Raw genomic sequence first — 13416 nt, forward strand, 5'->3', positions numbered from 1 at the left:
GTGGCCCTGGCTTCCGTAGCCGATGACCGCGACCTTGCGGCCCTGGATGATGGACAGGTCGGCATCGTCGTCGTAGAACAGCTCGGCCACTTCGGGTCTCTCCTTGGATCTGGCGGGTTGCCCACACAGTACGTCCGTGGGCGGAGAACTAGTTTTGCGGTCTCGCTATGCGGTCCGGTCGAGGGCACGCAGGGACCGGTCGGTGATCGAACGGGCGCCGCGGCCGATCGCGATCGTGCCGGACTGGACCAGTTCCTTGATGCCGAACGGCTCCAGCATCTTCAGCATGGCCTCCAGCTTGTCGGCGCCGCCGGTGGCCTCGATGGTGACGGCCTCCGGGGAGACGTCAACGGTCTTGGCCCGGAACAGCTGCACGATCTCGACGATCTGGGAGCGCGACTCGTTGTCGGCTCGCACCTTCACCAGGACCAGCTCGCGCTGGACGGCGGAACCGGCCTCCAGCTCGACGATCTTCAGCACATTGACGAGCTTGTTGAGCTGCTTGGTGACCTGCTCCAGCGGGAGCTCGTCGATCACGTTCACCACGATGGTGATGCGGGAGATGTCGGGGTGCTCCGTGGTGCCGACCGCGAGGGAGTCGATGTTGAAGCCGCGGCGGGAGAACAGGGCGGTGATCCGGGCGAGGACACCGGGCTTGTTCTCCACCAGGACGGAGAGCGTGTGCTTGGACATGTCGCGTCGTTCCTCTGCTTCTCTCGGTCCTCAGTCGTCGGCCGCGTCGCCGAAGTCCGGGCGGACGTCGCGGGCGGCCATGATCTCGTCGTTGGAGGTGCCGGCGGCGACCATCGGCCACACCATGGCGTCCTCGTGGACGATGAAGTCGACGACCACGGGGCGGTCGTTGATGGCATTGGCCTTCTCGATGATCTCGTCGAGGTCGGCGGGGTCCTCGCAGCGCAGGCCGACGCAGCCCATGGCCTCGGCCAGCTTCACGAAGTCCGGGACACGGGTGCCGCTGCGCGGGCCCTCGCTGGCGCCGGTGTGGGAGCCGCTGCCGGCGTTGGTCTCGCCGCCGTGCAGGACGGTGTTGGAGTAGCGCTCGTTGTAGAAGAGCGACTGCCACTGGCGGACCATGCCGAGGGCACCGTTGTTGATGACGGCGACCTTGATCGGGATGTTGTTCAGCGCGCAGGTGGTCAGTTCCTGATTGGTCATCTGGAAGCAGCCGTCGCCGTCGATCGCCCACACGGTGGAGCCGGGCATGCCCGCCTTGGCACCCATCGCCGCGGGCACCGCGTAGCCCATGGTCCCGGCGCCGCCGGAGTTGAACCAGGTGTTGGGCCGCTCGAAGGAGATGAACTGCGAGGACCACATCTGGTGCTGGCCGACGCCGGCGGCGAAGAGGGTGCCCTCCGGGGCCAGCTCGCCGATGCGCTGGATGACCTGCTGCGGGGACAGGCTGCCGTCGGCGGGCAGGTCGTAGCCGAGGGGGTAGGTGTCGCGCAGACCGTTGAGCAGCTTCCACCACTCGGTGTAGTCGCCGCGGTGGCCGGCGTCGTGGTCGGCCTGGACCGCGACGATCAGGTCGGCGAGGACCTCGCGGGCGTCACCGACGATCGGCACGTCGGCGACCCGGTTCTTGGAGATCTCGGCCGGGTCGATGTCGGCGTGGACGATCTTGGCGTACGGGGCGAAGGAGTCCAGCTTGCCGGTGACCCGGTCGTCGAAGCGGGCGCCGAGGGCGATGATCAGATCGGCCTTCTGCAGCGCGGCGACGGCGGAGACCGAGCCGTGCATGCCGGGCATGCCGACGTGCTGGGCGTGGCTGTCGGGGAAGGCGCCGAGAGCCATCAGCGTGGTGGTCACCGGGGCGCCGGTCAGCTCGGCCAGGATGCGCAGCTCCGTCGTGGCGCGGGCCTTGAGGACGCCGCCGCCGACGTACAGCACGGGGCGCCGGGCCTCGTTGATCAGCCGGGCGGCCTCGCGGATCTGCTTGGCGTGCGGCTTGGTCACCGGGCGGTAGCCGGGCAGATCGGTGGCCGGCGGCCAGGAGAAGGTGGTCTGCGCCTGGAGGGCGTCCTTGGCGATGTCGACCAGGACCGGGCCGGGGCGGCCGGTGGAGGCGATGTGGAAGGCCTCGGCGATGGTCCGCGGGATCTCGGCGGCATCGGTGACCAGGAAGTTGTGCTTGGTGATCGGCATGGTGATGCCGCAGATGTCCGCCTCCTGGAAGGCGTCGGTGCCGATCGCCTTGGACGCGACCTGGCCGGTGATCGCGACCATGGGGACCGAGTCCATGTGCGCGTCGGCGATCGGGGTGACAAGGTTGGTGGCACCGGGACCGGAGGTGGCCATGCAGACGCCGACCTTGCCGGTGGCCTGCGCGTAGCCGGTGGCGGCGTGTCCGGCGCCCTGCTCGTGGCGGACCAGGACGTGGCGCACCTTCTTGGAGTCCATCAGCGGGTCGTAGGCCGGAAGGATCGCGCCACCCGGGATACCGAACACGGTGTCGGCGCCGACCGCCTCCAGCGAGCGGATGAGGGACTGGGCGCCCGTGACGCGCTCGGCGGTGACGGGCTGCGGCGCGGCGCCGCGGGCCCGCGGCTGCGGGTGGTGGGCCCCGGTGGCCTGCTCGGTCATCTGCTTCTCATCTCTCAGAAGTTTGAGGGTGGAGAGGGTGGTTTGTCTGAATCCCAGGCAACAAAAAACCCCTCGTGCCCAGGGGCAAGCGAGGGGAGCGCGTCGGTGGTTTCCACGAGGCGGGATGCGGCCTCGGGTCAGCCGACGCGCTTTCCAAGTACGAGAATTCGGGTGCGCATGGGACTGACCTTCCTCCTCGGGCCTGCGGGGTGTCAAGCGGGTGGGACGGGCGTCTCAGCATTCGAGAGAATCTCGTCGGTGGTGCAGGTGCCGTGCGCGGGGGTCCTGCCGCCCGCCAGGAGGGCCGTGTCCCCGGGGACGGGGTAGCCGCCGCGGGTCAGCGAGGAGCGCAGCCGGTGCTCGTCCAGAGGCCCCGAGAATGCCATGCCCTGGCCGTGCGTACATCGCATCTCACGCAACGCGAGCACCTGCTCCGGGCGGTCCACCCCCTCGGCCACCGAGCGGATGCCGAGGTCCTCGGCGATGCCCAGCAGCCCCGCGGTGATCTTGCGCAGCCGGGCGGACTCCACAACGCCCTCGGTCAGTCCCCGGTCCAGCTTGAGGACGTCCAGCGGCAGCCGCCGCAGGACGTTCATCGGCGCGTAGCCGGTGCCGAAGCCCTCCAGGGCGATCTTCACCCCGAGGCGGCGCAGCGCGGTCAGCCGGCGCTCCAGCTCGTCGAAGGAGATGCGGGGGTCCTGGTCGGCCAGTTGGAGCAGCAGGGCGCCCGGGGGCAGCTCGTGCTGGGCGAGCAGCGCCTCGATGTCCTTCGTGGGCAGCTCGCGGTGCATCAGCCGGCGCGTGGACAGCCGGACGGCGACGGGGACCGGCAGGCCCGCCGCGTGCCGCAGCGCGGCCTGGCGCACGGCCTCCTCCAGCAGCCAGCGGGCCAGCTGGGAGGTGCGGTCGGTGTCCTCGGCGACCCGCAGGAACTCCGCGGGGGTGAAGAGGATGCCCTGGGCGGAGCGCCAGCGGGCCTGCGCCTCGACCGCGGTGACCTCACCGCTGCACAGGTCGACCACCGGCTGGTGGAGCAGCGCGAACTCGCCGTCGCGCAGCGCCGAGCGCAGGCGTCCGGCCAGTTCGGCACGGCGTACCACCTCGGCCTGCATGGCGGGCGCGTACATCTCCACCCGGCCCTTGCCGGCCTGCTTGGCCCGGTACATCGCCAGGTCGGCGTTGCGCAGCAGCTCGCCGGGGCTGACGCCCGGGTCGGCGAAGGCGACACCGATGCTGGCGGCCACCCGCACCTCCGTGCCGTCCACGCGGTAGGGCTCGGAGAGCGCGGCCCGCAGCCGGTCGGCGACCTCGTGCACCTGGTACTCGCGCAGATGGCGGTCGGCGCTGGTGCCGCAGATGAGGGCGGCGAACTCGTCGCCGCCGAGGCGGGCCGCGGTGTCGCCCGCGCGCACGGACTCCTGGAGCCGGCGGGCGGCCTGGATCAGCAGCTCGTCGCCGGCCTGGTGGCCGACCGTGTCGTTGACCGCCTTGAAGCCGTCGAGGTCGATGAAGAGCACCGCGGTGGTGCCGGGTTCGCCGTCCCCGGCGCGGCGGCCGCCGAGGGCCTGCCGGATGCGCTCGGTGAACAGGGCGCGGTTGGGCAGGTCGGTGAGCGGGTCGTGGGAGGCGCTGTGCTGCAGTTGCGCCTGGAGCCGGACGCGCTCGGTGACGTCGCGGCTGTTGAAGATCAGGCCGCCCTGGTAGCGGTTGACGCTGGACTCGACATTGAGCCAGCTTCCGTCCCCGTGGTGGATGCGGCACTCGATGCGGGTGGCGGGCTCCTGCGCGGGATGCGCGGCCAGGAAGCGCCGCACCTCGTGCAGCACCCGCCCGAGGTCGTCGGGATGGATGTGGGAGGCGAACTCGGTGCCGACCATCTCCTCCGCCTCCCTCCCGTACACACCGGTGGCGGCGGGGCTGACGTACCGCAGCACGCCGGTGGGCGAGGCGATCATGATGACGTCGCTGGAGCCCTGCACCAGGGAGCGGAAGTGGTTCTCCTTCTGGGCGAGCTCCTGGGCGAGGGAGATGTTGTCGAGCAGCATGATGCCCTGGCGCACCACCAGGGCGAGGACCACGGTGCAGCCGGCGAACAGCACCACGCGGTCGATCCTGCGGCCGTCGATGGCGTTGTAGAGGATGCCGAGGACGCAGACCGCGGCGGCGAGGTACGGCGTGAGCGCGGCCAGGGAGCCGGTCGCACGGCGCGGCTGGGGGGCGGCCCGCCGCTCGGCGACCCGCTCCCGGTGGCCCACCCAGGGCGCGTAGGCCAGCAGCATGCTGCCCGCGAACCAGCCCGCGTCGAGGATCTGGCCGGAACGGTAGTGCTCGCGCAGCAGGGGCGAGGTGAACAGGGCGTCGCACAGCACCGTCAGGGCGAGCGAGGCGATGGCGGTGTTGACCGCCGCCCGGTTGGCCGAGGAACGCCGGAAGTGCAGCGCCAGCACCATGCTGACGAGCAGGATGTCGAGCAGCGGATACGCCAGCGACAGGGCGATGCACGCGGTGCTCCGCCCGTCCCACAGTGCGGCCTGGGCGAGCGCGAGCGTCCAGGACAGGGTGACCAGCGAGCCGGCGATGAGCCAGGCGTCCAGCCCCAGGCAGACCCAGCCGGACCGGCTGTCCGGGCGCTTGGCCAGCACCAGCAGGCCGATGATCGCGGGCGGGGCGAAGAGCAGGAAGCAGAAGTCGGCGAGCGAGGTGCGCGGCACGTCTTCGCGCAGCACGACCTCGTACCAGCCCCAGATGCCGTTGCCGAGCGCGACCATGGCGGACGACAGGGCGAACAGCACCCAGGCGGGCCGCTTTCGGCGTGACACGGTGCGGATGTACGCCAGGCACGAGACGGTGGCCGCCAGGGCGGCGCCGGAGAGCCCGAAGTCCCCCATCACCACGGCCAGCTCCTCGGAACCCCATCCGAGGGCGGCGCCGATCGCATAGCCGCCGCAGAGCACGGCCACGACGAGCTGCGGCAGGATCGACCGGCCCTCGGGGACCGGGGGTCCCGCGAGAACCGCCCCCTGGGCACTCACGGCGTCGTCCGGGAATGCCGTGAGCGCTCCCGGCGTGGTGTGCCGTGGTCCCGCTTGCGGTGCTCTCTCCATTGGCCGCACATCGCCCGTCGCCCCCCATCAAGTCCTGAGCCGTCCCGCGCCCGTTCGCGGCATTCCACGCCACGCCGGTCGCGTTCCCCCAATCCGGGACGATACACCAGAGCGGTCACTCAGGGACATAGTTCCTCTACACAGCGTGACCGGCAAGCGGTTCCAGGAGCGTTTCCAGTCACCCGGTGCCACAAGGGAGTTAAGGGGCCGTCAGGTCGTGGTCACGATGTTGGCCAGGTTCTCACCCGCCGCGAACCGGCGCAGCTGCTCGCGCAGCAGCAGCCTGGCCCGGGGGAGGAAGGCGGACGTACTGCCGCCGACGTGCGGGCTGATGAGGACACCGGGGGCGTGCCAGAGGGGGTGCCCCGCGGGCAGCGGCTCGGGGTCGGTGACATCGAGTGCCGCGCGCACCCGGCCCGACGTCAGCTCGGCGACCAGGGCACCGGTGTCCACCACGGGCCCGCGCGCGACGTTCACCAGGAGGGCGCCGTCCTTCATCCGGGCCAGGAACGCGGCGTCCACCAGCCCCCGGGTGGCCTCGGTCAGCGGGGTCGAGAGGACGACCACGTCGGCGGCGGGCAGCAGCGCGGGCAGGTCCCCCAGGGCGTGCACCGGGCCGCGCGGGGAGCGGCGCGCCAGGCGGGCGACCCGGACGACGTCGCACTCGAAGGGCGCGAGCCGGTCCTCGATCGCGGCGCCGATGGACCCGTACCCGACGATCAGGACGCTCTTGTCGGCCAGGGCGGGGTAGAAGCCGTCGTGCCACTCCTCGGCGTCCTGCCCGCGCACGAAGCGCGGGATGCCGCGCAGGGAGGCCAGGGTGAGCGCCAAGGCCAGTTCCGCGGTGCTCGCCTCGTGGACACCGCGCGCGTTGCACAGGCGCACGCCGGAGGGGAGCTCGGCCAGGTGCGGCAGTACGTGGTCCACGCCGGCGCTGAGCGTCTGCACCACCTGAAGGCCCGTCATCCGCGGGAGCGGACGGCCCGCGACCTCCGCGCCCTTCATGTACGGCACTACGTAGAAGTCCGTCTCCGCCGGGTCGCCGGGGTAGTCCTCGGCGCCGTCCCAGAAAAGGTAGTCGACGGTGTCCGGGAGCCCCCCGATGTCCTCGGCGGGGATCGGCAGCCATGCGGTGGGGCGGTGGTTCCGGGTGATGTCAGCCATGGTCAGGAGGCTATGACACAGTGGGGCGGCGCGAGTGGTCAGCGGAGGTCATCCAGGTGGAGCGCAGGACGGTCGGGGCGGCGGCTCTCGAGGTGGGCGCCGTGGGACTCGGGTGCATGCCGATGAGCTGGGCGTACACCACATCGCAGCAGGACGGGGAAGCGTCCTTGCGGACGGTGCACGCGGCGCTGGACCGGGGGGCGACGCTGCTGGACACCGCCGACATCTACGGCCCGTTCACCAATGAGCTGCTGCTGGGGCGGGTGCTGAAGCAGCGCCGGGACGAGGCGTTCGTCTCCACCAAGTGCGGTCTGCTGGTGGGCGAGCAGCACCTGGTGGCCAACGGGCGGCCCTCCTATGTGCGGCGGGCCTGCGACGCCTCGCTGCGGCGGCTGCAGACGGACGTGATCGACCTCTACCAACTGCACCGGGCCGATCCGGAGGTGCCGGTCGAGGAGACCTGGGGCGCGATGGCGGAACTGGTCACCGCCGGCAAGGTGCGCGCGCTGGGGTGGTGCGCGGTCGGCGCGCGGCCGGCACGCCGCGCCGGGTCGCGGATCTACGACGAGACGCTCGCCCACCTGCGGCGGGTCCAGCAGGTGTTCCCGGTCAGCTGTGTGCAGGCCGAACTGTCGGTGTGGTCGCCCGACGCGCTGGCCGAGCTGCTGCCGTGGTGCACGCAGCGCGGTGTCGGCTTCATGGCGGCGATGCCGCTGGGCAACGGTTTCCTGACGGGCACGCTCACCCCGGGCCAGGGCTTCGAGCGCGACGACACGCGAGCACGGCACCCGCGGTTCACCGCCGAGATGATGGCCGCCAACCAGCCGATCGTGGCGGGACTGCGCCGGGTCGCCGAGGCGCGCGGCGCGACGCCTGCGCAGGTGGCGCTGGCGTGGGTGCTCGCCCAGGGACCGCAGGTGGTGCCGGTGCCGGGGACCAAGCGGGAGCGGTGGGCGGCCGAGAACGCCGGTGCCGCCGAACTCGCGCTGACCGCCGAGGACTTCACCGAGATAGCCGGCCTGCCGCCGGCCCGCGGCTCCTGGGACTGACCGCGCCGCCCCCTTGTCCCGGTTTTCCCGCCGCGGCGGGAACCGGCAACGGCCGGGCGGTGTAGAGACAGATGTGATGTGCTTGAAGTCCGTGCCGCAGGACCGCCGGGAGGGAAGCGTGGGACGCCGTGCCGCCGTTGTCACCGCCGTGCTGGCCGCTGCCGCACTGCTGACCGCGGGATGCTCCTCCGGGGACGCGCTGACGGCCTCCGCGACCTCCGCCCCCGCCTCCTCCTCCGGTGCCGCCCCGGCCTCGCCGCCCGGCGGCGGCTCGACGGTCCCCGCCGCGCCCGCGAAGGGCTCGGTGAAGGTCGTCGGCACCGTCGCGACCGGGCTGAACACCCCGTGGGGCGTGGCGGTCCTGCAGGACGGCGGGCTGCTGGTCGCCTCGCGCGACACCGGCAGGATCGTCCGGGTGGACCCGGCCACCGGCCGCACGACCGAGGCCGGCACGGTGCCCGGGGTCTCCTCGGGCGGCGAGGGCGGCCTCCTCGGGCTGGCGGTCTCCCCCGGCTTCGCGACCGACCACCTGGTGTACGCGTACTTCACCACCGACTCCGACAACCGCATCGCCCGCATGCTCTACGACCCGGCCAAGCCGGCCGGCGAGCAGCTCGGCGCCCCCGACACCATCGTGCGCGGCATTCCGCACGGCGCCATCCACAACGGCGGCCGGATCGCCTTCGGCCCGGACGGCATGCTGTACGCGGGCACCGGCGAGAGCGGCGACCGCGGCCTGGCCCAGGACAAGAAGTCCCTCGGCGGCAAGATCCTGCGCATGACGCCCGACGGCGAACCCGTGCACGGCAATCCCGAGGCGGACTCCCTCGTCTACTCCTACGGCCACCGCAACGTGCAGGGCCTCACCTGGGACGCCGAGGGGCGGCTGTGGGCCTCGGAGTTCGGCCAGGACACCTGGGACGAGGTCAACCTCATCGAGCCCGGCAAGAACTACGGCTGGCCCGTCGTCGAGGGGCTGGCCCACCGCGCGGGCTACGCCGACCCGATCGCCACCTGGCACACCGACGACGCCTCCCCCAGCGGCATCGCCTACGCCAAGGGCTCCTTGTGGATGGCCTCGCTGCGCGGCGCCCGGCTGTGGCGCATCCCGCTGGCGGGCACGAAGGCCGCGGCGCCGCCGCAGGCCTTCCTCGTCGGCACCTACGGGCGGCTGCGCACGGTCGTGGCCGAAGCCGACGGCGACCTGCTGCTGACGACGAGCAACACCGACGGCCGGGGGGATCCCCGCAAGGGCGACGACCGCATACTGCGGCTGAAGGTCGGCTGACGACGACACCCCGGGGGTGCGATGTTCGACGCGCTGCGGGAGCTGTTCGCGCCGGAACGCCGACCCGGGCCACGGAGGAACGCCAACGCGCGAGCTAGGCCGGCACATCCGGGAAGAGACGCAGGCGGTGCGCGAGCGCGGCGGCTTCGCCGCGGCCGGAGACGCCGAGTTTGGCCAGGATGTTGGAGACGTGCACGCTCGCGGTCTTGGGCGAGATGAACAGCTCCTCGGCGATGCGGCGGTTGGTCCAGCCCGCGGCGACGCGGCGGAGCACCTCACGCTCGCGCGTGGTGAGGCCGAACGGCTCGGGCTCCTCCTCGGCCGGGGCCTCCGCGGCGTCGAGCGACAGGCGGCCGCGGCGGGCGAGCAGTTCCACGGCCTCGGTCAGGGACGCCGCGCCCAGGGCGGCCGACGCGTCACGGGCCTGCCGGAGCAGGGCGGCCGCGCGGTCGCGGGCCTCGGGACCGCCCCGGGCGAGCAGTGCCTCGGCGTGCCGCAGGCGTACCTGGGCCAGCGGGTGCGGGCGGTCCAGGGCCCCGAACGCCTCCTCCGCGGCCGCCCAGGGCGCGGGCTCCGTGCCGCCTTCCGCACGCGCCAGTTCGGCGTCGACCAGCAGGGCGTAGGCCGCCCACACCGGGGCGAGGCGGGGCAGCCGCCGCGCGGCGGCGCGGATGAGGGCGAGCGTGTCGGCCCGGTCGGCGTCGGCGCCGGGCAGGCCCAGCGCGTCGGCCTCCAGCGCGGCGGCGGTGTGCAGCAGCGGCCAGGCGTACCGGTGGACGGCGGGCGGCAACCCGGCGGCGAGTGCGGCGCGCACCCCGGCGCGGGCTTCGAGGAAGCGTCCGTGTCCGGCCGCGGCGGCCACCGCCAAGTGGCGCAGCGGCACGGTGTTCTGCGGCTGGTGTTCCTCGGCGCCCAGGTGCTCGCGGGCGGCGGCGACCTCGGCCTCGGCCGCCGCGTGGTCGCCGCGCAGCACGGCGACATGGGCCAGCAGCGTCGCCGCCCAGCCGAGGTAGAGGGCGTGTTCCGAGGTGTCGCGGCCGTGGGTGGCGAGAGCCGCCGCCTCGTCCCAGCGGCCGAGCGCGAGCAGGGACTCGGCCTCGTTGGCGGCGGCGAAGGCAGCGCCGTCGCGCAGCCCGTGACACAGGGCGTTCTCGACGCCCCGGCGTGCGGTGGCCACGGCCTCCTCCGAGCGGCCCACCGCTTCCAGGGCGGCCGCGAGGTTGGCGTCCGCGTTGACCACGAGGCCGGCGTGCCGGCCGGAGTCGGCGGCCTGTTCGCGGGCCGCGGCGAGCTCGCGGAGGCCGCCGTCCACGTCGCCGCAGGCGCCGAGCAGGACGCCGAGGGTGATGCGGGCGCGGATCTCGGTCTCCTCCGCCCCGACGAGCCGGGCCAGTTCGACGGCGCGCTCGGCGGTGCCGACGCTCTCCGGCCCCGGATTGTGCAGCATGCCCCAGCCGGCGGCGCTCTCCAGCACGTCGGCGTGGACAGGTGACGGCGGCAGGCCCTCGACGAGCTTCTCGGCGCGGGATATCTCCGCCCACCCGTCGCCGCGCCCCATCGCCACCATCAGCCGCGACCGCTGAATCCAGAACCAGGCGGCGCGCAGCGGGTCGTCGTCGCGTTCGAGCAGCCGCAGGGCGCGTTTGGTGACGTCGTACGCCCCTTCGCGGTCGGCGCTGAGCCGGGCGGCGACGGCGGTCTCGGCGAGCAGGTCGAGATAGCGCAGGGGTGTGCTGCCGGGGTCGCAGCCGCAGGGCGGGTAGACCTCGACGTAGTCCATCGGCCGCAGTGCCGCCCGTACGTCCCGCGGGGCGTCGTCCCAGAGCTCCAGGGCGCGTTCGAGCAGGCCGTGCTGCTCGGCGTAGGCGTGCCGGCGCCGCGCGGCGACCGAGGCGCGCAGCACGGCGGGCAGCGCGCGGGTCGGATCGTGCGCGTGGTACCAGTGACTCGCCAGCCGGGCGGGCAGTTCGTCGGCCGGGACGAGGGCGGGTTCGGCCTCCAGCGCCTCGGCGTAGCGGCGGTTGAGGCGGCTGCGCTCCCCCGGCAGCAGGTCGTCGCCGACGGCCTCGCGGACCAGCGCGTGCCGGAAGCGGTAGCCGTCGCCGTCCTCGGTCGGCAGGAGGATCTTGGCCCCGACGGCGGCCCGCAGTGCCTCCAGGAGTTCGTCCTCGCCGAGCCCGGCGACGGCGGCGAGCAGCCGGTACTCGACGGCGGAGCCGCCTTCGGCGACGACGCGGGCGACCCGCTGCGCGGTCTCGGGCAGCGTCTCGACCCGCACCAGCAGCAGGTCGCGCAGGCTGTCGCTGAGTCCGGTACGGCAGCCCTGCGTGATGCTGCAGGCGAGTTCCTCGACGAAGAAGGGGTTGCCGTCGGAGCGGGCGAAGACCCGCTCGACCAGCGAGGGCGTGGGCTCCGCGGCGAGGATGCCGGCGACCTGGGCGCGCACCTCGGCCTGGCTGAAGCGGGACAGCTCGACGCGCTCCACGGTGCGCATCCGGTCGAGTTCGGCGAGGAAGGGCCGCAGCGGGTGGCGGCGGTGGATGTCGTCGGAGCGGTACGTGGCCAGCACGACCAGCCGTCCGCGGGACGCCGACCGCAGCAGGTAGGAGAGAAGTTCGCGGGTGGAGCGGTCCGCCCAGTGCAGGTCCTCCAGGGCGACGACGAGGGTGCGGTCCTCGGAGAGCCGCTCCAGCAGGCGCGCGGTGAGCTCGAACAGCCGGGCCCGGCCGTCCTCGTCGTGCCGGTCCTGCGGCGCGTCGGGGCCGCCGGGCAGCCCGATCCCGGGCAGCAGGCGGGCGAGTTCGCCCTCGCGGCCCGTGGCGGCGGCGGTCAGTTCGTCGCCCAGTTGCCGGTGCAGGGAGCGCAGGATCGTGGCGACAGGGGCGAACGGCAGGCCGTCCGCGCCGATCTCGACGCAGCCGCCGACGGCGGTCACCGTGCCGGGACCGCGGGCCGCGGTCAGGAACTCCTCCACCAGCCGGGTCTTGCCGACCCCCGCCTCGCCGCCGATGACCAGCGCCTGCGGCTCGCCCGCGTGGGCGCGGGCGAGCGCGGAGGCGAGCCGGGTCAGTTCGCGGGCTCGGCCCACGAACACCGGGCTGACGGACTGGTTCTGCACGGTCCCGAGCATCGCACGGGGGTCCGACAGCGCGGTACCGGTTTGCGCCGGCACCGTGACGGTCATCCGGTCGCGCCCAGCCGGCGCGGTCGCCGGCCGCGCCGGGCGGCCCTGGCGGGCCGGGCCTCCCCGTCGTCGGGTGCGGCCTCGGTGCCGCCGCGGCGCGCGGCCCGGCGAACGGCGGCGGTCTCGCGCGCGGCCTGCCGCACGGCGCGCGCCAGGCGGAACTCCTCGGCCTCGCGCAGCAGTTCCTCGGTGCGGGCCCGGCCGAGCATTTCGTGCAGGTACATCGCCGACTCCTTGGGGACGGGGCGGATGGTCGACCGGCTTCGTTCTCCGGTGACTTCAGCCTCGTCCCCAAGGCGGGGGCGCCGCATCGGGCAACCTCCCAGGGTTCGGCGGCCGGGATGCCTTAGGCGGCCCCGGCGGGTGCCCAGGGTCAGCCGCCGGCTCCGGCGGGCGCGGCAGGCGTGGCGGGCACGGTGGGCAGGGAGGCGAACAGGTCGAAGTACATCCCGACCGCGATGAGCAGGCCCAGGGCACCGAGCACCAGCCCGCCCCAGGCGAGGGCGCGCGCCCACGGGGCGGAGTCCCGCACGGCGAGCAGCACGATGCCGGTGACGATGAGCGCTACCAGCGCGAAGGCCCCGTTGATCGCGGCCACGGTGTGCCAGGGCGCGGCGTATATCTGGTTGATCTGCTCGGCGGGGCTCGCGGAGGAGGCGCCGATCTGCCCGACGAGTTCACGGCGGGCGGACAGGACGGTGCCCATCCAGGTGCCGGTCAGGGAGGCCAGGCCGAGGGCGGCGCCCACGACGGCCGCGGCGCCCGGGGCGACCGCGGCGGAGCGGCCGGCGGGGGTGTCCCCGTCGCCCTCGTCCTCGGCGAACTCGTCGTCCGCGTCGGTGTTCTCGACGGGCTCTGCCTTCTCGGCCTGCTCCGTACTGGTGCTGGTGCTGGTCTCGGTCTGCGCGCTGTTCTTGGCGGCGGCGTCCGTCGTGGCGCCGTCGGACACGGTCTCCACGGCGTCGGTGGTCGTGCCGGCTGCCGCGTCCGCGGTCTTGATGGTCTCCATGAGCGGCAACCGTAGGG

General features: G+C 73.4%; 9 protein-coding genes. 2 read left to right on the top strand and 7 right to left on the bottom strand.

Going from position 1 to position 13416, the window contains the following annotated elements:
* Positions 1 to 165: 165 nt before the first annotated feature.
* The 4 genes from ilvN to ACIP64_RS00020 all read right to left on the bottom strand — a co-directional run bounded on the left by ilvN (position 166) and on the right by ACIP64_RS00020 (position 6869).
* Positions 166 to 693 (bottom strand): acetolactate synthase small subunit, encoded by a 528-nt coding sequence (gene ilvN, locus ACIP64_RS00005; RefSeq protein ID WP_401580098.1) that lies wholly within the window; start codon positions 691 to 693, stop codon positions 166 to 168.
* Positions 694 to 723: 30 nt separating this feature from the next.
* A complete protein-coding gene (locus tag ACIP64_RS00010; protein ID WP_401580100.1) occupies positions 724 to 2601 on the bottom strand; it encodes an acetolactate synthase large subunit in 1878 nt (625 codons plus the stop codon).
* A gap of 212 nt (positions 2602 to 2813) precedes the next feature.
* Complete coding sequence (locus tag ACIP64_RS00015) at positions 2814 to 5633, bottom strand: EAL domain-containing protein (RefSeq protein WP_401580102.1); 2820 nt, start codon at positions 5631 to 5633, stop codon at positions 2814 to 2816.
* Between the two features lie 282 nt (positions 5634 to 5915).
* Positions 5916 to 6869, bottom strand: a complete 954-nt coding sequence (locus ACIP64_RS00020) for a 2-hydroxyacid dehydrogenase (protein ID WP_401580104.1) — start codon at positions 6867 to 6869, stop codon at positions 5916 to 5918.
* Positions 6870 to 6925: 56 nt separating this feature from the next.
* Here ACIP64_RS00020 and ACIP64_RS00025 point away from each other — a divergent pair, with 56 nt between their 5' ends.
* Positions 6926 to 7918: an aldo/keto reductase gene (locus ACIP64_RS00025; RefSeq protein WP_401581078.1), complete on the top strand. Its 993-nt coding sequence runs from the start codon at positions 6926 to 6928 to the stop codon at positions 7916 to 7918.
* Between the two features lie 76 nt (positions 7919 to 7994).
* Positions 7995 to 9206, top strand: a complete 1212-nt coding sequence (locus ACIP64_RS00030) for a PQQ-dependent sugar dehydrogenase (protein WP_401580106.1) — start codon at positions 7995 to 7997, stop codon at positions 9204 to 9206.
* Between the two features lie 94 nt (positions 9207 to 9300).
* On the opposite strand, the gene ACIP64_RS00035 is transcribed toward ACIP64_RS00030, so the two are convergent.
* The 3 genes from ACIP64_RS00035 to ACIP64_RS00045 all read right to left on the bottom strand — a co-directional run bounded on the left by ACIP64_RS00035 (position 9301) and on the right by ACIP64_RS00045 (position 13399).
* Complete coding sequence (locus ACIP64_RS00035) at positions 9301 to 12336, bottom strand: AAA family ATPase (RefSeq protein ID WP_401581080.1); 3036 nt, start codon at positions 12334 to 12336, stop codon at positions 9301 to 9303.
* 50 nt (positions 12337 to 12386) lie between these two features.
* Complete coding sequence (locus ACIP64_RS00040) at positions 12387 to 12614, bottom strand: hypothetical protein (protein ID WP_401580108.1); 228 nt, start codon at positions 12612 to 12614, stop codon at positions 12387 to 12389.
* Positions 12615 to 12763: 149 nt separating this feature from the next.
* Positions 12764 to 13399, bottom strand: a complete 636-nt coding sequence (locus ACIP64_RS00045) for a hypothetical protein (protein WP_401580110.1) — start codon at positions 13397 to 13399, stop codon at positions 12764 to 12766.
* Between the last annotated feature and the right edge of the window lie 17 nt (positions 13400 to 13416).

It is taken from the genome of Streptomyces sp. NPDC088733 (genome assembly GCF_044751185.1).
Taxonomy (GTDB): domain Bacteria; phylum Actinomycetota; class Actinomycetes; order Streptomycetales; family Streptomycetaceae; genus Actinacidiphila.

Excerpts from the sequence above, each read along its gene's own strand:
- ilvN (WP_401580098.1), bottom strand. The coding sequence starts at position 693 with ATGTCCAAGCACACGCTCTCCGTCCTGGTGGAGAACAAGCCCGGTGTC.
- ACIP64_RS00010 (WP_401580100.1), bottom strand. The coding sequence starts at position 2,601 with ATGACCGAGCAGGCCACCGGGGCCCACCACCCGCAGCCGCGGGCCCGC.
- ACIP64_RS00020 (WP_401580104.1), bottom strand. The coding sequence starts at position 6,869 with ATGGCTGACATCACCCGGAACCACCGCCCCACCGCATGGCTGCCGATC.
- ACIP64_RS00030 (WP_401580106.1), top strand. The coding sequence starts at position 7,995 with ATGTGCTTGAAGTCCGTGCCGCAGGACCGCCGGGAGGGAAGCGTGGGA.
- ACIP64_RS00035 (WP_401581080.1), bottom strand. The coding sequence starts at position 12,336 with ATGCTCGGGACCGTGCAGAACCAGTCCGTCAGCCCGGTGTTCGTGGGC.
- ACIP64_RS00040 (WP_401580108.1), bottom strand. The coding sequence starts at position 12,614 with ATGTACCTGCACGAAATGCTCGGCCGGGCCCGCACCGAGGAACTGCTG.
- ACIP64_RS00045 (WP_401580110.1), bottom strand. The coding sequence starts at position 13,399 with ATGGAGACCATCAAGACCGCGGACGCGGCAGCCGGCACGACCACCGAC.